17 protein-coding genes and 1 pseudogene are annotated in these 18,983 nt (G+C 40.8%); 7 read left to right on the forward strand and 11 right to left on the reverse strand.

Features of this window, described 5'->3' with window-relative positions; translation table 11 throughout:
- Positions 1–143: 143 nt before the first annotated feature.
- Positions 144–932: an ABC transporter permease gene (locus MAE_RS07670; protein WP_012265072.1), complete on the reverse strand. Its 789-nt coding sequence runs from the start codon at positions 930–932 to the stop codon at positions 144–146.
- Between the two features lie 277 nt (positions 933–1,209).
- On the opposite strand from MAE_RS07670, the gene MAE_RS07675 reads away from it, so the two are divergent.
- From MAE_RS07675 to vapC, 3 genes are all read left to right on the forward strand, one after another.
- Positions 1,210–3,486 (forward strand): serine/threonine-protein kinase, encoded by a 2,277-nt coding sequence (locus MAE_RS07675; protein WP_012265073.1) that lies wholly within the window; start codon positions 1,210–1,212, stop codon positions 3,484–3,486.
- A 690-nt stretch (positions 3,487–4,176) separates the two neighbouring features.
- Positions 4,177–4,371, forward strand: coding sequence for a type II toxin-antitoxin system VapB family antitoxin (locus tag MAE_RS07680; protein ID WP_002752171.1), 195 nt, complete (start codon positions 4,177–4,179; stop codon positions 4,369–4,371).
- A complete protein-coding gene (gene vapC / locus MAE_RS07685; protein WP_012265076.1) occupies positions 4,368–4,739 on the forward strand; it encodes a type II toxin-antitoxin system VapC family toxin in 372 nt (123 codons plus the stop codon). Before MAE_RS07680 ends, vapC begins: the two co-directional genes overlap by 4 nt.
- Here vapC and MAE_RS28860 read toward each other — a convergent pair.
- The 3 genes and pseudogenes from MAE_RS28860 to MAE_RS07695 form a co-directional block, all read right to left on the reverse strand.
- Positions 4,723–4,959: pseudogene (locus tag MAE_RS28860) on the reverse strand (DUF5615 family PIN-like protein); the annotation flags it as partial. The gene vapC and the pseudogene MAE_RS28860 overlap by 17 nt on opposite strands.
- A gap of 34 nt (positions 4,960–4,993) precedes the next feature.
- The gene (locus MAE_RS07690) at positions 4,994–5,230 is read right to left on the reverse strand and encodes a DUF433 domain-containing protein (protein ID WP_012265077.1); all 237 of its coding nucleotides are present in this window, start codon (positions 5,228–5,230) and stop codon (positions 4,994–4,996) included.
- Between the two features lie 89 nt (positions 5,231–5,319).
- Positions 5,320–6,015, reverse strand: a complete 696-nt coding sequence (locus MAE_RS07695) for a response regulator transcription factor (protein WP_012265078.1) — start codon at positions 6,013–6,015, stop codon at positions 5,320–5,322.
- Between the two features lie 1,076 nt (positions 6,016–7,091).
- On the opposite strand from MAE_RS07695, the gene MAE_RS07700 reads away from it, so the two are divergent.
- Entirely contained in the window at positions 7,092–9,248 is a 2,157-nt protein-coding gene (locus tag MAE_RS07700) for a putative PEP-binding protein (protein ID WP_012265079.1), read from the forward strand.
- 579 nt (positions 9,249–9,827) lie between these two features.
- Here MAE_RS07700 and MAE_RS07705 read toward each other — a convergent pair.
- A complete protein-coding gene (locus tag MAE_RS07705; RefSeq protein ID WP_012265081.1) occupies positions 9,828–12,578 on the reverse strand; it encodes a glycerol-3-phosphate acyltransferase in 2,751 nt (916 codons plus the stop codon).
- A gap of 50 nt (positions 12,579–12,628) precedes the next feature.
- Between MAE_RS07705 and MAE_RS33230 the strand changes: the two genes are divergently transcribed.
- Complete coding sequence (locus MAE_RS33230; protein ID WP_158303499.1) at positions 12,629–12,793, forward strand: hypothetical protein; 165 nt, start codon at positions 12,629–12,631, stop codon at positions 12,791–12,793.
- Here MAE_RS33230 and MAE_RS07715 read toward each other — a convergent pair.
- From MAE_RS07715 to MAE_RS07725, 3 genes are all read right to left on the reverse strand, one after another.
- Positions 12,782–13,396: a Uma2 family endonuclease gene (locus MAE_RS07715; RefSeq protein ID WP_002757834.1), complete on the reverse strand. Its 615-nt coding sequence runs from the start codon at positions 13,394–13,396 to the stop codon at positions 12,782–12,784. The genes MAE_RS33230 and MAE_RS07715 overlap by 12 nt on opposite strands.
- A gap of 78 nt (positions 13,397–13,474) precedes the next feature.
- Positions 13,475–13,615 (reverse strand): hypothetical protein, encoded by a 141-nt coding sequence (locus MAE_RS34010; RefSeq protein ID WP_164517016.1) that lies wholly within the window; start codon positions 13,613–13,615, stop codon positions 13,475–13,477.
- A gap of 183 nt (positions 13,616–13,798) precedes the next feature.
- Entirely contained in the window at positions 13,799–14,194 is a 396-nt protein-coding gene (locus MAE_RS07725) for a hypothetical protein (RefSeq protein ID WP_041803925.1), read from the reverse strand.
- Positions 14,195–14,394: 200 nt separating this feature from the next.
- On the opposite strand from MAE_RS07725, the gene MAE_RS07730 reads away from it, so the two are divergent.
- On the forward strand, positions 14,395–15,399 hold the full coding sequence (locus MAE_RS07730; protein WP_012265083.1) for a helix-turn-helix domain-containing protein: 1,005 nt from the start codon (positions 14,395–14,397) through the stop codon (positions 15,397–15,399).
- A 196-nt stretch (positions 15,400–15,595) separates the two neighbouring features.
- Here the strand turns inward: MAE_RS07730 and MAE_RS07735 are convergent, their stop codons facing one another.
- Both MAE_RS07735 and MAE_RS07740 read right to left on the reverse strand, forming a co-directional pair.
- Complete coding sequence (locus MAE_RS07735; protein ID WP_012265084.1) at positions 15,596–16,249, reverse strand: HupE/UreJ family protein; 654 nt, start codon at positions 16,247–16,249, stop codon at positions 15,596–15,598.
- Positions 16,250–16,263: 14 nt separating this feature from the next.
- On the reverse strand, positions 16,264–17,190 hold the full coding sequence (locus tag MAE_RS07740; protein WP_012265085.1) for a class I SAM-dependent methyltransferase: 927 nt from the start codon (positions 17,188–17,190) through the stop codon (positions 16,264–16,266).
- 202 nt (positions 17,191–17,392) lie between these two features.
- Here MAE_RS07740 and MAE_RS07745 point away from each other — a divergent pair, with 202 nt between their 5' ends.
- Positions 17,393–18,589: a homocysteine biosynthesis protein gene (locus MAE_RS07745; protein ID WP_012265086.1), complete on the forward strand. Its 1,197-nt coding sequence runs from the start codon at positions 17,393–17,395 to the stop codon at positions 18,587–18,589.
- Here the strand turns inward: MAE_RS07745 and MAE_RS07750 are convergent.
- Positions 18,578–18,808, reverse strand: coding sequence for a hypothetical protein (locus MAE_RS07750; RefSeq protein WP_041803927.1), 231 nt, complete (start codon positions 18,806–18,808; stop codon positions 18,578–18,580). The genes MAE_RS07745 and MAE_RS07750 overlap by 12 nt on opposite strands.
- Positions 18,809–18,983: the final 175 nt, after the last annotated feature.

Consider the following 18,983-nt stretch of genomic DNA (forward strand, 5'->3'; position numbering starts at 1 on the left):
TTTTGCTTTTATCAGTAAAAATCAAACAGTAATCCGTGAAAAGAAAGCTCTGAACTTGCCACTTAATACTATTCACTGAAAACTAAAATATGATAACTGATTACTGATTACTGATTACTGATTACTGATTACTGATCACTGATTCAATCCCGTTGATGGGAGAATTGATAAGCACCGACAATCGAGAGAAGAAGAGCGACGATTAATAAAATAGGGATAGCGAACCAAGGAAATTGATTTATATCGTAGGCTGCGGCTCTTAATCCCAGACTAGCATAGGTGAGGGGTAAGGAATAAACAATAATTTTTAATGGCCAGGGTAAAGTTTGGGGGTCGAAAAAAGTTGCTCCTAAAAAAGACATCGGCACGATTAAAAAGTTATTATACAGACTGACACTTTCGAGGGATTTAACTCGCAATCCGACAATTGCCCCTAAACCGGCAAAGACGGCACAATTTAAGATTAAAACTAATAAAAAGAGGGGATTGAGAAAACTGACAAATTTTCCTGTAAATAAGATAGCAACGAGAATCACCGATGCAGAAGTCATTACACCGCGCAAAATCCCCGCAAAAACTTTGCCTAAAAATAATGAGAGGGGATGGACGGGAAGTAATAATAATTCCTCGAAGGTTTTACTAAATAAGCGATCGCCACATATCGAAAAGGTGGTTCCCCCGAAACTGATCGCCATTGAGGACAGGGCCACCATTCCGGGTAAAATAAATTCTAGATAAGAATCGCCGAGCGAGGGTTTCATCGAGCGATCGAGGGCGCTTCCCAACCCCAACCCGAAACCGATAATATAGATTAGGGGAGAAACTAAACCTGTGGCGGCGATCTGAAGGACTCTCGCGCGTAAATCTAGCCATTCTCCCCAAAATACGGTTAAAGTGTCTGTTAATATCGTCTGAGCTTGAGCTAGTTTCACTGGTATTTTGGTTAATTAGTAAATACACTTTTAATAATAATTAATAATTGTCCCCTTTTTCAAGAGTGGCTCATCCCAGTTTAGTAAAATGTAGGGTGCGTTAGACGGCGACAATCTCTGCTTAAACTTGAATCTAACAATCCGTCGTAACGCACCACACCTATCATTAATTTAATTTGGTGCGTTACTACTACTACTTACTTATGATAAAATGCCTTCAAAGACAGGTAAGGGAAAACTTTCAATTATTCACCCAATAAAATAACTAATAGCCGAGATGAAACCCTGTTACTGCATTAATCCCGATTGTTCTCAACCAGGGCATCCGAGTAATAATAACTCGAATACTCGTTACTGTCAAAGTTGCGGCTCTCAATTGTTGTTAAATGGTAAATATAGGGTGAGTCGGTTATTGAGTGATACGACCGGTTTTGGCATTGTTTATGAGGCTTTTGAAGGTTTTACAGCCAAAATCCTCAAGGTATTACAAGAAAAATGGAATAATCAACCGAAGGCAGTGGAATTATTTAAACGGGAATATGACGTTTTATTAGAGTTAAGTCGTCAAAATGTCACCGGTGTTCCTCGAGCGGATGCCTATTTTCAATATTCCACGAGAGAAGGGAAAATATTACACTGTTTAGTTATGGAAAAAGTGGAGGGTATTAATTTAGAACAGTGGCTAAAGCAGTATGATAAATTAAGTCAAAAACGAGCCTTAAAATGGCTGAGAGAAATTACTTTAATTCTCGATAAAATTCATCAACAGAATTGGATGCATCAAGATATTAAACCCCCTAATATTATGTTGCGGAATAGTGGCGAGTTGGTGTTAATTGATTTTGGGACAGCAGGGACAGCAAGGGAAGAAACCCAAACCTATCATCAAAAGGGAAAAGGTCAACAGGTGACAGGTATTACCTCGGTCGGATATACACCCAATGAACAACAACATAGCCAGGCGGTGATTCAATCAGATTTTCATGCTTTAGGACGAACTTTTATGCATTTATTAACCGGAAAACATCCCTTAGAAATTTATTATGATGCGTATAATGATGTTTTAGCTTGGCGAGAAGAAACGGAAAATATTCACCCGTTATTGTTGGATTTTATTGACGAGTTAATGGGAAGATTACCCAAGAATAGACCGGCTAATACTAGGGTTATTTTACAGCGTTTGGATGAGATTGAACGGCAATTAAAGTTACCTCCTATAACTCCTATTATAACATCTCCACCACCACCAAATCCGCAGCCTGTTGTAAATCAAAAACAACCACAGGTTATTCCTAATATTAATCCTTCTCCGCCGGTTTCACCTGTGGCTGTACCCAAAAAAACACCAGCACAACCGGTTAAAAATAATAAGCTGAGAAATAGAATAATAGCTCTTGGTGGAGTTTTGTTATTAGGAATAGGAATAACGCAAGGTTATGGTTATTTAAAATATAAAAGATTTCCGGTTACTCCTCAATTTTTAATCTCTGGTTTAGTTGATACTCCCTTTCTTTATAAGACCTTTACTGGTCATTCTGAGGCGGTTAACTCAGTAGCTTATAGTCCCGATGGACGGTTTTTGGCGAGTGTGAGTAATTACGATAGCATCAAAATTTGGGATATAGAAAATGGAAAAGAACCGCTTAATCTTGCTAATAATTCTAGCTTGATTAACTTAGTAGCCTATAATCCTTTAGCAGTAATAATCCTTGATGGTATAGTCTCTCCTCTTCCTCTTCAACAACAAGTAGAGCTTAATCTTAATAAAGTCTTGTCAGTAGCTTATAGTCCAGATGGACGCTATTTAGCCAGTGGGGGTGGGACATTATTGACTCAGGGGGAAGAACAGGGGGAAGAACAAAGTGTAGATATCATCAAAATTTGGGATATAGAAAGGAGAAAAGAATTGTTTCCCATTACTGTTAATTCTCGGCATATAGTTAACTCAGTAGCCTATAGTCCCGATGGCCGCTACTTAGCTAGTGGAAGTGCGGACAAAACTATCAAGATTTGGGATACAAAAACAGGAACAGAATTGAGTACCCTCACTGGTCATTCTGAGGCGGTTAACTCAGTAGCTTATAGTCCAGATGGAAGGTATTTAGCGAGTGCGAGTAGTGACGAGACTATTAAAATTTGGGATGTAAAAAATAACAAAGAATTAAATACCTTTATTTATAATTATTCAAAGACAATAACAGGTGTGGGCTATTTAATTAGAATAGCCTATAGTCCTAATGGACGATATTTAGCCAGTGGATATCTTAATGGAACTATCCAACTTTGGGATGTAAAAACAGGAAACAAAGTGCATACTCTTACTGGTCATTCTGGTTCGGTTATTCCATTAGCATATAGTCCCGATGGCCGCTATTTAGCTAGTGGGAGTAGTGACGGGACTATTAAAATTTGGGAGGTAGCAACGGGAAAAGAATTGCGTACCCTTACTGGTCATTCTGACACGGTTTGGTCAGTAGTATATAGTCCCGATGGCCGTTATTTAGCTAGTGGGAGTGGTGACAAAAATATAAAAATTTGGCGGGTGGGACAGTAAAGTTGTGTTTGGGGTGACAGCAATAACTTTTGTCTATCAAAAATGAGCGACACTTGCGTGAAACCCAACTACACCGATGTCTTTAAAAATGTTGGGTTTTGGCTCAAATTATTGAATCGAGCAGTTTTCTCCTAAATAGGGTATGCGGCAAAAAGTACGGGCGAAGCATTCGGATAGAAAATCTGGCGTTGTCATATCAGAATAGGAAAGATGCAATGCTCCGGTGCTGATTCGGAGCATCTTTCAATTTGACAACGCCGATTGTAGGGCTAATTCATGAATTAGCCCTACGCCGATTTTAGGGCTAATTCCACTGCTAAATCGAGCGACTCTTGTTCCCCACTTAAGCCCAACTATCGGCACTATTCGTTCATTAAACACTAATTGTCAAGATGCAGGGTAATCTTTCCTATCAAAGTAATTTCCGTTCCGGTGCTGATTGGGAGCATCTTTCAATTTGACAACGCCGAAAATCTACAGTTTCACCGATAGGTTATTGTCCGAATGCTTCGCCCCTACAGGACGCGGGCCGATAAAGACGCAAGATTTTGAACGACGATTCTCTCACAATCTTGCACCTGTTTTGCGAGAAAAGCCACAAAATCTCTACCTTGCTTACATCTCACATTTATTCAGCAAACCCTATATAATGTGTATATTAACAATCTACTACACACAACTAGGGATAGGATGATGACTAACATTATCATTGATGACCAACTCATGGCTGATGCTCTTAAAGCTACTGGTTTAAAGACTAAACAAGAAGTTGTTGAATTGGGTCTTAAGACTTTGATTCGGCTCAAACAACAGGAGAAAATTAAAGCCTTTAAAGGTAAGCTTAAATGGGAAGGAAACCTTGAGGAAATGAGGCACAATCAATGATTCTTGTGGATTCTAGTGTTTGGATTGATTTACTGCTGGGAGTTGAGCCGATAGCTATTGGTGATATTATTCTCACCGAAGTTCTCCAAGGTTTTAGGAGTGATAAGGATTATCAAATAGCCTATCGCTTACTAACTTCATTGACTATTTATGATTTACTAGGTTTGAGAATGGCATTGAAAAGCGCGGACAATTATCGCCAGTTACGCAAGAAGGGGATAACTATTAGAAAAACTGCTGATGTTATTATTGCCTCCTTTTGTATTGAAAATAATCTTCCGCTCCTTTTTTCAGATAAAGATTTTATTCCTTTCGTGAAGCACTTAAAGCTAATTTCAGCTTGTCCTACTACTAATGATGAACGATGATTGAGTTGCGACTCATTTCTATTAACGAATGTTGAGTAAAAAGTGCTTCTATTTGGGTTAGATTATTCTGAAATAATGCTTCTAATTCGACATTTGTAATGTTACCCGTAGTAACTAGCAGAAGCTTATAAGGTTCTTGACTAATTAAAAATGAATCGAGAAAATCTGTGTCTTTGGTAATAACAATACGATTTTGTTGAATTGAAAGAGCGTTAATTTCTGCATCTGTCGTGGCATTTTATCGACTAAAAACTTCATGGTGCAATTTGGTAGATGCTTTTTACCTGAGTCAACCGAGTGGCAAACAATAACGCCGCTAGAATATCCTCCCGTTCCAAATCATCGTAGTCGGCTAAAATATCTTCGATACCCATGCCAGAACTAAGTAATTCTAGGATAAATTCAACAGGATAACGCAATCCTCGAAGGCAAGGTTTGCCATGACAGATATTTAAATCGAGGGTGATTCGCTGCCAAAGTTGTTTTTCCATCGGTAATTCAGTTGCTTGTCATCTGCCTTTTTCCCCAGGGGATATTTCTAAGAAGAAAGTTGCCCGCTAGTTTGTCCTTAGCTGCTATATTAATTGGTTAAACCGTGTTTTAGGGCAAAACGTACCAATTCCGTGCGACTATTAGTACCAGTCTTGCTAAATAAGCGACTGACGTATTTTTCTACGTTTCTGACACTGGTTTCTAGACGACTGGCAATTTCTTTATTCATCAATCCCTCCGCTACTAAATCTAAAACACTTTGTTCCCGGGGGGTAAGGTCAATTTTAATCGGGGGGGGAGTAGTAGTAAAAGTGTTCTGTTGTCCCACCTGCTGTTTTAATTCCCGGATATCTCGGGCAATTTCTTCTAATCTAGCGTTTTCGCTGGTGGCTTGCAGGGATTGACGACGGCGCTCGATTAAAGACTTGATTAATGCTTCTAATTCTTCGGGATCGAAAGGCTTGGATAAATAAGCATCACAACCGGCATTATAACCCTGAATGCGATCGCTCGTCATCCCCCTAGCAGTGAGAAAAACCACGGGAATTGTCTGAAAACGAGCATCTTCGCGCAATTTCTTCAGAAACTGATAGCCATCCACCTGCGGCATCATAATGTCGGAGATGACTAATTCCGGAATTTCTTGATTGAGTAAATCCCAGGCTTCGTTAGCATTACTAGCAGTTCTTACCTCGAAGTCATCCCCGTACTGTAGATATGCTTGCACAGATTCACGAACCCCCGGTTCGTCATCCACTAACAAAACTTTCGCAGGTGTGTCCATCAATTTCTCGCAGCGATCGAATATTGTCCGAATCCTATCTTATCAGCTAAGGAGATAGGAGTCAGTAGTCAGGAGTTGGGGTTTTAGGGTTTTGGGGTATTAGTTGAAATTCCCCTATCTCCCCATTCCCTACACCCGTTACAGTAGAGCAGGAAGTCGCCTTCCCACCCCCTGCTTCAAAACCGGACTTACGACTTTCGCCGTATCCGGCTCCTGAGTAACTAGGCTACTGTCATTAGTAGAATAATAATGGGAATTATTATTTCCTTGTCTATTCAACCCTCTTGGCTGTATCCCCACCAGACAAGATTGTTGGTTTTAGGGCGTATATGACCGTTGATTGTTGCTTAGACTTCCTAGTTACCCGTCCTTTGTCAGCATATCTTTGATATTACTCAAAGCCTTGGCTTTTAAGGACATCCTCTCCCTCTATTGACTTGCGGATGGTTTCCTACTGCCCCGAACGGGCAGAGTCAATCAGGGTTACTTCGTTCCCTATAACCATTGGTTGAACCCTTAGGATGATACTGTCCACAACAGAGTAACGGGAATGCCTTACTGATAGTGGTATGAGCTATCAGCCCCAACTCTGTTAACTTTTGTTTCGAGCCTGTCAGCCTTTTGGCTCGTGGGTGTTGACGATGGTTAATTCGTATCTTCGCCCCAGGGCTATCCATAGGTTCTGGCTCAACGGGTTTCTGATTTAGGCTATCAGATACCGCTTTTTTTTCCTCGCTCACTACCTCAGATGTACCAAGTCTAAAGCAGCAGGAAATGCCGTCACTCTAGGCATCTAGAGGACAGGACTAAGGTTATTACTAACCCGCACCTGTAGGGTTATAAAGTTATCAAGGTACTACATTTACCAAGCGGCTAATCCTCTAAACGTCTTACTGTCTAGTTTCTAGCCAACGAATCGCACCACACCCCACACCCTACACCCCACTTCCCCACTTCCCCACTTCCCAGATCATCCTCAAGATAGTGACGGTGAGTTAAACTAGCAGATAGAACTAAAAAGTTACAAAAATCACCTAGATTATTTTAGAATCCTTTCACCATTCTTAACAAATCCCGTGACCATTCTCTGCTGGCTCGATCGCATTAGTGCTTCTGATCGCCCCCTGGTGGGGGAAAAAGCTTTTATTGCCAGTGAATTACACCAGGGAGGATACCCAATTATCGGGGGATTTGCCATTTTTAACCGCATTTTTGCGGAATTTTTGGAAACTATCAACAATGCTGACTCTTTCTTGACTGATTTTCCGCAATCTTCCCTCTATTTAGACGTAGATAACGCAAAAGCTCTGCAATTAGTCGCCAAAGAAAGTCGGCGCGCCATTTTACAAGCGCAAATTCCTCCTCTCTGGTTAGAAGAACTAGCGGCGGCCGTGGCACAATTATCCATGGATACCCTAGTATGGCGCTTTTCCCTACCAGCTAATCTGGCTCGGCGAACGCTCGGTTTATTTTCCGCCCCAATCAGTGGAATTAAAGCAGATAATCTAGAAAATGCCCTAAAACAAGCTTGGGCGGAGTTATTCAACGCCAAAAGTCTATTTTATTGGCGAAAAATGGGAATTGGTTTAGAAAAAATTCAATTATCTTTACTGGTACAACCGTTATTACCGGCCAATTGTGCGGGAAATGTGTTGATTAATGACGATAACTGGAAAATTCAGGCAGTTTGGGGGTTAGGACACAGTTTAGTTAATGGAGAAGTGGCACCGGATACCTATATTATTGATCGCTCCGGTCAATTACGCAGTCGGCAATTAGGCAATAAATCCCGCGCTTATTATCTCAATAGTGACAGTAATCTGCTCGCGCCACAATTATTAGCACCCAGTTTACAGGAAAGCTACTGTTTAGATAATTTCGCCCTCGATCGCCTTTGTCAACTGGTTCAATCTCTACTGACGGAAAAACCGACGTTAACCAGCATAGAATGGCTGATGATGCTGGATGGTCAAATTTATATTCTTAACTGTCACAGTCAGGAAATCACCGCTACTACCTGCCATTATCCCTTAAGAGGATTAGGGGCATCCCCGGGGTTGGCATCGGGAGTGGCAAAAGTGATCAGCAATTTCGACTCCCCAGAGGCAAATTTTCAGGATTGCATTCTGGTTACTACTAATTTACCTCCGAAAAAACTGCCCCATTTACGCCAAATTCGAGCAATGATCACGGAACAGGGGGGATTAACTAGCCATGGAGCCATTTTAGCCCGGGAATTAGCCATTCCTGCCGTTGTCGGGGTGAAAAATGCCACGGAAATTATCCGCTCAGGGGAGATAATTTTAGTAGATGGTACGAGGGGAATTATTTCTCTAGCATCTCAGGAACAGATTTCCTTACCCTCAGCACCCCCCAGAGAAACCGACGGGACGGCAATTGCTACCCGTTTGATGGTTAATCTCAGTCAAACTGAAAGTATTGCCGGAATCCAAGAGCTGCCTATTGATGGGATTGGTTTATTGCGCTCAGAATGGATGATTTTAGAGTTACTTTCTCAGCGTAATCTAGAAGAATGGTTAACACCAGAGCATCAAGAAGCATTGATCGAGAGATTAAGTGATTTAATCGCACAATTTGCCCTTAGTATCCAGCCTAAGCCTTTATTTTATCGTTCTTTTGATGCTCAACATTCGACTAAAGACAGTCGGGGAACCCATGGTTATATATTAGATCCGACTCTATTCGATCTGGAATTGCAAGCTTTACGACGGGTACAAACCACCAGCGCCACCAATATTAATTTACTGCTTCCCTTTGTCCGCGGGGTTGAGGAATTTATTTTCTGCCGGCAACGGGTACAATCGGCTTTACTCACTCAAGTCCCTTCTTTCCAATTGGGGATAATGGTGGAAGTACCGGGAGTAATCTTTCAATTGGGGGATTATGTGCAAGCGGGGGTACAATTAATCGCTATTGGTACTAATGATTTAACTCAATTACTTTTAGGTAGCGATCGAGAACATTTCTCAGAATATTTTAACGCCCGTCATCCCGCAGTCAGGGCAGCTTTAAAACAAATTATCACTCAAGCAAAAGTTTTACAGATTCCCTGTTCCGTTTGCGGCATGGCCATCGTCCAGTATCCTGAAATTATCGATGATTTGATTGCTTGGGGTGTGACTTCTCTTTCGGTGGATACAGAAGCAGTTTTAGCCACTAGAGAGGCAATTGTTCGCGCCGAAAGAAGATTTTTATTGGAAAATAGCAGATAACTTCCCCACTACCTCACTACCCCACTACCCCATCAACCCACTTCCCCACTACCCCACTACCCCACTTCCTAATTCATACTTTGTGCTTTTTGTCAAAAAAACTTTTTTTTTGCAATAAAACTACACAAAAAAAAGATCATCGTTGTGGGTGAAATTGACTCATTTACCTGTCTTAATGAGGATTACCTTCTAGGTGTGGCAAGGGTTTCAACCGTTGCTGCCCAAAAAAGCATAGAGTACCCCACTATGAAATTCAGTAAAATCGCTGTAACCATTGTAACATCGTTGTTAAATAAAAATCTTTCTCAATTAATTCTTAAGAATTTGTAAATATTGCGAAATGTTAATTTAAATATTCTCAAGTTTTTGGAGTTCATAGATAATTTTTGCTTATCTTTGACCAACATTGGGTTAGAAGTCAGTTATCAGTTATCAGTTATCAGTTATCAGTTATCAGTTAACTGAGAAAACTCCCCACACCCTACATCCCACACCCCACACCCCACACCCCACACCCCACACCCCACACCCCACACCCCACACCCCACACCCTACACCCCACACCCTGTCCCCTAATGCCTAGAGAATTTCAATAATTCCTTGACTGCCATCGAGACGAATTAATTGACCATCTTTTAACAATTTCATGGCATTATGCACATCCATAACCGCGGGAATTCCGTATTCTCTGGCAATAATAGCACCATGGGATAATTGTCCCCCCACCTCGGCAATAATTCCCACAGCCTGGGATAATAAAGGCGACCATCCTGAGTCAGTATAGGGAATAACGAGAATAGTATTAGGGGCAATTTCTAGATTTTGTAGGGTTGGCATAATTTTGATTCGTCCCTCCACTGTCCCCCCACTAGCGGCAATTCCCTGTAAGCGTTTTTTGGCAGTTAAATTTGAAACTAAAAATTCTCTTTTCGGTGGTTGTCCATAAACGATGTAGGGAATATCGGTTAATTGAGAGTTTTCTTGGAATTGTTGGCGACGCTGACGGATAATCTGGTTAAGATTGGCGATTTTATTATTCTGACCTAACTGGATAACTTCTGAGTAATTTAGATAAAATATATCTCCCGTCTCCGATAATATTTGCTGCTGTAACCAGAGGGTTTCTAAAGCGAGAAAATGCCAGCGTAGGTGAGCTAAAAGACGGGAGTAAATTTCAGTCACTTGGTTTTTGATATTTAATCTTTTTTGGACAGTATGAGAAGATTTAACTTTTTTATGGCTATTATTGCCCGGACTATCTAAGGGGAGTTGTAGCAGCTCTTGGGGATTTTCTCGCCATCTCGGTATGGAAATATCAGTCCCCACTTCGCTTAAATAACCGTAGGTTTCTAACCAGAGGGAAAAAGCTGAGTCAAAATCTCGATCGATCGTATTTTTTCTCAGTTCAGATAGCGATCGCATTGAGGCTATTTCTGGCGCTTGGGAGTTATCCAATCTCTCAAAAGGTACTTGCGAAATACTGCGACGCAAGGCGAAGCTAAGAGGGGCAAGAATACTATAATAGGTAGCTTTTTTTAAGACGGTTAAAATCTCCTCAATTTGCTCTAAAATCTCCCCTGAAGATAAAGCTTCTGGGGAAGTAGCGTTAATTTTTTTGAGCGTCGGGATAAAATAGTTTTTTTGATCTTGGCTAAAGTCTTTTTCTAACTGTAATTCCCGTCCTAAAAGTTTTAATAAACCAGGCGAATTAGCCAAAGTTGCCGTTAAAGGTGGTTTGGTAAACTTTGCCCCTTTGGTCAGGAATTCTAAGCTTTCTGGAGGTAATCCCATGCGACGGAAAATTGTTCCTAACAAAGAAGCATTAAAATAGGCTCTTTGATAGTGTAAAGTCGCTGTTTTATTGAAATCCAAATCGAGGGCTTTTTTGTCTAAAACTAACCAGAAAATATCTCCCCAAACTCCACAAGTTAAAGGACGATTAATTGACCAAGGCAAAGGACGAATCACCCCGGGGATAACTTCAGCCGCGATTTTTCTTGTCCAAATTGGCTGTAAATTAGTGATAGGACGGCACTGTAATAACCATAATTTTCGTCCGTCATGAGTCCATTCTATATCTTGGGGAATGCCATGATCAAGGTTTTCTAATTGCCGACAAAGATTAGCTACCTGTTGAATAATAGCCGGGGGAATATCTCCCGCTCCGATGATGATATTTTCTTCTAAATTAACTCGATAACTTTCGGGGGTGATTCTTCCCGATACAACTCTGGTGGCATCTCCGGGTAAAGCTTCAATAACTACATCTAGACTGAGAGGATTAATCGGATCACGACTGAAGGCAACTCCCGAAAAAACTCCTCGAATTTGTTCTTGGATTAACACAGCCATGGCCGTGTTTTCTTGACCTCGATCGAGTCGATAATTAACAGCATTAGGACTATTATAGGAGGTTTGACAACTTAAAATCGCCGCCGCTAAATTTTCTCGATCGATGACGTTAAGAATTGTGGTATATTGTCCCGCAGATGAAGCGGTTTCACCATCTTCTCCAATAGCGGAAGAGCGCACGACTAAGGGATGATTAATATCAGGATTAAGAGATTCTATTAACGGTTGTGGATCATCCCCCGGTGGTAAAATCCAACCCCTAGGAATGGGATAACCGGCACGCTTAAGATCGGCTAAAGTGGCGGCTTTTTGTCCCACTTTTGAAGCTACCAGATTGTCATCAAGAGTTTGGATCGATCGATCTCCACGAAAAAAACGAAACATAGTTTTTGATTCATTGTTAACACTTGCTTCAGGTAAGTCTAAATCGTCGGCTATTTTTTGAAAAATTGCCCCTAATAAACAGGCTAAAGCAATGGCAGTTATAATATAACCTGAATCGTGGGGACGGCGCAAGGTGAGAATTAAAGCTAATAAAAATAATCCTACCAATCTCCCCGTAGATTTTTCTCGAAAAATAGTAAAGCTAATTCCACTAATGATTGAGGTGAGAAAAACAGCGACAAAATCGTGAACGATTAATCCCCAGAAAACATTAGTAGTTCCCGCACCTTTTCCTAACCAATAGCGCCCCACGACTAAGGCAATTAAAGCTAATAATTCCCAAGAAGAGCCGGTGGGAAAAAATAAACGGGTTAGGAGAATAACGATAATTCCCTTGGCTGCTTCCGAAATTACCGCCAAAATTCCCACTAATTTCCCCCCATGATAAAAAGCGGCAGTTACACCGATATTACCAGTACCTAATTGGGATAATTTACGTCCAGTTACGAGATAATTTATCCAATCGATCAGAGGCAGTCCCCCGATTATAGGACAGACTAAAAAAATAAATAGGGATCCCCAAATTTCTCTCATTTAAAATGCGTCTTAGTTTACGATCTTGTCTTAGTAACGACCTTGAGAACATGAACACGAAAGTGATAAAAGAAATTGAGCTTAATGGCTTAAAACCCAAGCAGATGGAGCAAATAAAGGCAATAATTGCGGATTTTAAGCGGCAAAATCAACCCCTCAAACTGAAGAAAAAAGCGAAAAGAGTAAGGTGGACGATGCACACCCTACAGACTTAAGAAAATCTGATTGACAGTGAGATTTAATTCCGTGAAAGTCTGGGAGATCAGGATATCTCTGTCTCGAAATTGCCGAATTTGATATTCTTCCTCAACTAAGCGACAAACAGAGATGGTCGGTTGTTTAGGAGTGCCAAGAAAATTACGCCCACCCAAGGCTGCATAATCGACAATCCAATATTCGGGAATACCCATTTCTTCATAATCAGCAAATTTTAAGTAGTAATCATCACGCCAGTTAGTCGATACCACTTCAATGATCAGAGGGATAGATGCACCATCCCTAAGGATTGATTCTTTTTTCCATAATTTTTCCTGAGCGAGCTTGGTTCGATTTAGCACTAATACATCGGGAAAATAACCAGAATTTTTACCAGCAGGTCTGACAATCGCTTGGTTAGGAATTAAATAAGGAAGCCCTAGTCTATCAATTATTCCACTGAGTTTAACAGTTAAAAATCCTTTGATTTCCTCGTGTTCTCCTGCGGGTTGTGCCATTTCAATAATATTTCCCTTGTGTAGCTCATAACGCACTCCCGAATTTTCAGGCAGCCAAAGGACGAATTCCTCGAAATTAACAGTTTTAGGTAAAGTTTGGCTCATAGCTGGCAAAATAGCATTCTCTCTCTACTAACTTCCTTAGCTCTATTTTACCTTGAAGTAAGGTGGGCATTGCCCACCCTACAAACTCTCTACACAATCTGCGATCGCACTATCGCTGCCAAAAACGATGAGGACGAAACCAAAAATATAATTGGTAACGACGGCGAGGTTCATAAAAGGAGTCAGTTGCCAGTTAGTTTTTAGATCTCCATTTGGCAATATTACACCCTCATAAAATTCTTTACCACCGGAGCCGCCTAGTAAGTTTATAAAGAGGTCTCCTTGATTAACGCTGAATGTTCCAGCAATTCCTGATGATGAAGTTGATCTCGGCGGCTTAGATGTGTAGTTATAGCGCTTTTCACGTTACTGAGGTATCGACAAGTTTTGCCAACAAAGGGTTTAAGCCCCTTGCCCATGGCTCATTCTGATGAAAAATGCTATGATTGCTTTGAGCGCATAGAAGAGACGAGTGCTAATATTAGGAACAACAGCTTCGGAAATTTCCGATCCTCCTGGATAATAGATATAGCTATCGGAAATTTCCAATCCCTCTGGATAATTTGTCGGGGGAACGGCGAACGTAGTGATTTCCCTGGCAAGGGCTTCGGAAATTTCTGATTCTCCTGGATAATAGATATAGCTATCGGAAATTTCCAATCCCTCTGGATAATAGGTATAGGTAAATGTGGTATATTTTGAGTTATCAGAAAATGCCGGGGGACGTAATTGAGGAATTTCTCCACCCACTACCGCAGCCCCAGAGCAATCTTCAAGGGGCATATATTGTTTAGCCATCGAAATCTCCTTGGTAATTGATAACGGAAAAAACTGAGAGATTTAGCTGGAATTACACTGATGGACAAAATTAATAAATCAACTCTGCTGTAACTCATACTACTCAGTCCTCTATGCTAAGATGATCCAAAAAACGCAAGTTTTTAAATTGATGGGCAAAAAAAATTTTGATTTTACTCAATAACCAAGTAATTATATAGATGTTTATTTTTGACAGTAAAACCGATATTTTAATTAATTCTCAGGAATTAACCTTTAAAAGTGAATATTTTTGTGACTTTTCTCGCTATTTTCAGAATCGAGAATTTGTCAACGGAGATGCTTTACAACTCAGTGGTGATCATTTTGAAGGGTATCTTTCAAGGATCATCATCGATGAAGTGATGTTAGAATTATCGCAACGTAATTGTTTAATAAATGTTGTGGGAGTAGTCCATTCTAAAATGTGGGTTTTTGCGATTCCTATTCAGGTGAATTCTGTCTTCTTCCAAAATTTGTATTCATTAGAAAATAACTATCTTGGGATTGTCCCCCCTAAATCAGAAATTTCCATTTTTCAACATCCCTTTTCCAATCGTTTTCAGCTTTACGTTCATGATAATTATCTGCAACAATTGTGCCAAACTTTAGAGTTACCAGAAGCGAAAAAGTTTTTAAATTCTTCCGCTGCTTCTATTGTGATTTGCCCATCGGAAAAAATTCGTCATCTCCAACAATCTTGTCATCAACTTTATCGAATGCTATTTAATTTAGATCGTCAACAAATATCTTGGCAAAGAAAAGCATTAAGATTAAATTTTTTCAAGCAAAAATTAAAAGAAGAAATTGTCAAAGATTTTCTTTTGACTTTAGCAGTAACCAAAGATATTAAAACTCCTAAAAACACTATCAGACGCACCTCTATTCTCAAAAAAGCAGAAGAAATGATGAGAAAAAATCTGCGTTCTGATCTGACTATTCCAGCGATTTGTCAAGAATTAAAAGTAAGTCAACGCACCTTAGAATATATATTTAAAGACTTCTATCAAATGTCTCCTTACAATTATTTTAAATTGCTTCGTCTTAATGCTTTACATCAATCTCTTAACCAAAATAATCAGACAAAATTAGTTTATGAAATTGCTGAAGAATTAGGTTTTTTTCACCGAGGATATCTGGCCTCTGATTATAAAAAACTGTTTGGTTACTTCCCCTCTGAAACCTAAAAAAATAGTAGGGGTAGGAATTAGGATTATTGTTAGATTTATCTGACTTATTTTTTCTTTGAGGACTAAATTCCTAACTCCTCTTTCAATTCATCGGCTCTCCCGTACTTGTTTGGTAGGGGCGTATATTGTACGCCCTTTCTTCGATCTCATAACCTCAAGAGAGCCATTAATAATTAGCCCCATCGAGATTAATTTACTTAATTCCCACTAAAAAAGTTGTACCGATCGCCATAATTGCCAATCCGATGAACTTACTAATTAGAGTCGCTTGCTTGGCTAATTTTTCCTTAATGACACTGCCAAGGAAAAAAGCACCAGAGGAGATCGCTAATTGGATGACGGTAAAACCGATTAAATAGGCAACTAAAGCGGCAACTCGCGCCCCGATAATTGATTCTCCGTAGGCATAACCGTGGAAAATTCCCGCAATCATTGCCAGAGTTGCCAGAGCGATCGTATAGAGATTAGAATGAGTTTGTAACCCTTTTTTCAGGGTTAAAACCACGCCAAAAATTACCACAGAAAGGGCAACAATCCCTTCAGGAAAAAGTAAATTTATTCCCTGTAAATGAATACCTGTCCCGATTAAAGTGGCAATCGCAAAAGCGAGCGGAATTAATAAACCCTGTTCCATCCCCACAGCAATTAAACCACTAGCCACCACAAAAGCTAAATGATCTAAACCGATAACTGGGTGAGCTAAACCCGATAAAAATCCGTTCCAAAAATTATCGGGAGTTTGCCCTGCCATGGCATGATGGGCAAGGGTTTTGCTGGCAAAAATTAACAGGAAGAGAGGGACAATAGTTAATATCTTTGTCCAGCTTTGACGAAAAATTATCTTCATTGATTACCTCAAAATTATGATTCGGAAACCCGCGCAACAATCGCCCGGTGTCGGGGACTGGTGGGGGTAATGATCGGTGCTTGAAACCCCGCTTCAACTAATGCCTGTTCGATATCGAGAGTAAAATATTGATCGAGATAGGGTTCGGTACTCTTGAGTAAGGTGAGGACATAAGGGGGCATTTTTCGATAAATTTCCGAGCGCGGATTCATATCCATCAGCGTCAAATAACCCCCCGATCGCAATAAACGACGCGCTTCGGCGAAAATTTCTCTAGTAGCCTGTTGGGGTAGTTCGTGGAACATTAAAAACGAAGATACCAGATCGTAGGACTGACTGGGTAATTGAGTTTTTTCCGCAGCCGCGTGTTGCCATTGAATCGTCTTTTGTTTTTGTTGAGCTTGGTATTGGGCAACGGCTAAATAGTAGGGAGAGAGATCTAACCCAGTTACCCTGGCTTGAGGATAAGTATCTTGCAGCGCAAAGCTACTCATGCCGACACTACAGCCTAAATCGACAATATCGTTAATTTCTGCCTTGATTTGCTCTTTTAATATCCGGTGATATTCCCGCCGCAATCGCGGATCGCCGTCCATCCCCGCCCCGGGCCAGATGGTAGAATGGACAGCATAGGCGGCAGATTCTACCTCAAAGGCTGGCAACCAGTCTAAATTGCCCTTTTCGTAAGCGTGGAAAGAACAAACGTAGTATTCGGGATAGACGAGATCGGGATTTTCTACCGCTTGCAGTTCCCAACTCCAATCCCGTTGTTGCCATTGTTTGACGGTTTCCCGCCAAGGTACGCCTAGTTTTTCGGCTCTTTTAATCATCATATTGCGCGCCTGATAGCGAGCGATGTCAAAAAGCGGTTTTATGCCGAGAATACGGTTAACTAGACCAGAAACAGGATTAAAGGAGGCTGGAACGGGTGTAACTGTCATAGAAAAGCTTCGATCGTAAATTTTCCCTTTTTTATCTTATAACAGTGATCAGTCATCAGTAATCAGTAATCAGTGAAAAGACAGCACTGTTACGGCCATTTAATACTGCTCAGTTAATACCACTCACTTAAAACTCACATCTGATTACTGTTTACTGACAACAGCAAAAAGCTCCCTAACCACCATCTGGTCAATTTTTCTTATGAGAACAATCGCTGAAATCAACGACAAAATTGCTAAAAAAACGGCTGTAGTCTGGACAGTAGAGGAATTAAAAAGCCGCGTGAGCGAGATGGGAATTAAGGAGGTTTTTTCCCAAGTAGATGTGGTTTGTACGGGAACCTTTGAACCGATGGAATCTTCGGGGGCAATTATTAATTTAGGTCAGACGGATCCGCCGATAAAAATTCGTCAATGTTGGTTAGATGGGATTCCTGCTTATGCTGGTTTTGGGGCGGTGGATTTATATTTAGGAGCCAGTGCTATTAGTGATCTAGCGGCCAAAAATGAGAATTTAGAGGGAGAAAATCCCGAAAGGGGCGGCGGACATATTATTGAGGATTTAATCGCTGGAAAATCGATTCAATTGCGCGCTGTCGGCCAGGCCACCGATTGTTATCCTCGCACTTCTTTTGAAACGATTATTTCTAAGGAGACTATCAATCAATTTTATCTTTTTAATCCTCGCAATCTCTACCAGAATTTTATCGTCGGAGTCAATGGGGGAGAGCGGACTTTATATACTTATTTGGGACCACTACAGCCGCGATTAGGTAATGCAGTTTATTCTAACCCAGGGGCAATTTCTCCCCTGTTAAATGACCCCGATTTAGAGGCTATAGGCATCGGTACGCGCCTTTTTTTGGGAGGAGGAATCGGTTATATTGCCTGGGAAGGAACCCAACATTTTCCCCTGCAAAAACGCCTACAAAATCGAACTCCTATTGGACCGGCTTCCACCTTAGCCTTAATTGGTGATGCTAAACAAATGAATGCTCGCTGGGTGCGGGGTTGTTATTTCAAAAATTATGGGGCTTCTTTAATGTTAGGGGTAGCAGTACCGATTCCAATTTTAAGCGAGGAAATCGTTCGACATTGTGCGGTAAAAGATGAGGAAATTGTCGCTCCAGTGGTGGATTTTTCTATTCCCCGGCGAGTCCGTCCTACCTTTGGTTTAATCACCTACGCTAAACTAAAAAGCGGTCGGATTATGATCGAGGGAAAAAGTGTTAGGGTGGCTCCTTTGGCCAGTATTTCCTTGGCTCGGGAAGCCGCTTTAGAATTAAAAGCACTAATCGAATCGGGAGAATTTACCCTCACAGAACCCGTGGCAAAAATTAATCTAGAGCGGACTTTTATACCCCAGGATCGTTGGGGTGGAAAATTATCAATTGAGTGAGGAGTTAAAGGATTGCGTGCAGGTGGCACAACTACAATTAAGATGACGTAAAATCGGATTTTCTTCGCCGGTTGTCTTGCCGATAATCATGTCACCTAAGTTCTCGGTGTTGAAACTAGGATGAAAGGACTCTGGGGCAGCTTGTACGGAGTTAGTGGTAACTAATAGGGCTAATAAACTAGCGGAAGCAGTGGCAAGAATAAAGACTTTTTGATTCATAAGTTTGCGGGAATTATTAGCAATGAATACCACTGATTATAGCACCCTCCTTGCCGATGAGGAGATATTCTAATCATAAGAGTCAGAGAGGGCTAACCGTCAAATTAGCCAGATTGCGAATTTCTACTTTTTGTTCTTGGGCGGCAATTTCTCCGGCTTTTTGTAACAACTTGAG

This window comes from Microcystis aeruginosa NIES-843 (genome assembly GCF_000010625.1).
GTDB classification, from domain to species: domain Bacteria; phylum Cyanobacteriota; class Cyanobacteriia; order Cyanobacteriales; family Microcystaceae; genus Microcystis; species Microcystis aeruginosa.

Excerpts from the sequence above, each read along its gene's own strand:
- MAE_RS07745 (WP_012265086.1), top strand. The coding sequence starts at position 17,393 with ATGAGAACAATCGCTGAAATCAACGACAAAATTGCTAAAAAAACGGCT.
- MAE_RS07695 (WP_012265078.1), bottom strand. The coding sequence starts at position 6,015 with ATGGACACACCTGCGAAAGTTTTGTTAGTGGATGACGAACCGGGGGTT.
- MAE_RS07750 (WP_041803927.1), bottom strand. The coding sequence starts at position 18,808 with ATGAATCAAAAAGTCTTTATTCTTGCCACTGCTTCCGCTAGTTTATTA.
- MAE_RS07705 (WP_012265081.1), bottom strand. The coding sequence starts at position 12,578 with ATGAGAGAAATTTGGGGATCCCTATTTATTTTTTTAGTCTGTCCTATA.
- MAE_RS07715 (WP_002757834.1), bottom strand. The coding sequence starts at position 13,396 with ATGAGCCAAACTTTACCTAAAACTGTTAATTTCGAGGAATTCGTCCTT.
- MAE_RS07725 (WP_041803925.1), bottom strand. The coding sequence starts at position 14,194 with ATGGCTAAACAATATATGCCCCTTGAAGATTGCTCTGGGGCTGCGGTA.
- MAE_RS07730 (WP_012265083.1), top strand. The coding sequence starts at position 14,395 with ATGTTTATTTTTGACAGTAAAACCGATATTTTAATTAATTCTCAGGAA.
- MAE_RS07735 (WP_012265084.1), bottom strand. The coding sequence starts at position 16,249 with ATGAAGATAATTTTTCGTCAAAGCTGGACAAAGATATTAACTATTGTC.
- MAE_RS07690 (WP_012265077.1), bottom strand. The coding sequence starts at position 5,230 with ATGGAAAAACAACTTTGGCAGCGAATCACCCTCGATTTAAATATCTGT.
- vapC (WP_012265076.1), top strand. The coding sequence starts at position 4,368 with ATGATTCTTGTGGATTCTAGTGTTTGGATTGATTTACTGCTGGGAGTT.
- MAE_RS07740 (WP_012265085.1), bottom strand. The coding sequence starts at position 17,190 with ATGACAGTTACACCCGTTCCAGCCTCCTTTAATCCTGTTTCTGGTCTA.
- MAE_RS33230 (WP_158303499.1), top strand. The coding sequence starts at position 12,629 with ATGAACACGAAAGTGATAAAAGAAATTGAGCTTAATGGCTTAAAACCC.
- MAE_RS07675 (WP_012265073.1), top strand. The coding sequence starts at position 1,210 with ATGAAACCCTGTTACTGCATTAATCCCGATTGTTCTCAACCAGGGCAT.
- MAE_RS07680 (WP_002752171.1), top strand. The coding sequence starts at position 4,177 with ATGATGACTAACATTATCATTGATGACCAACTCATGGCTGATGCTCTT.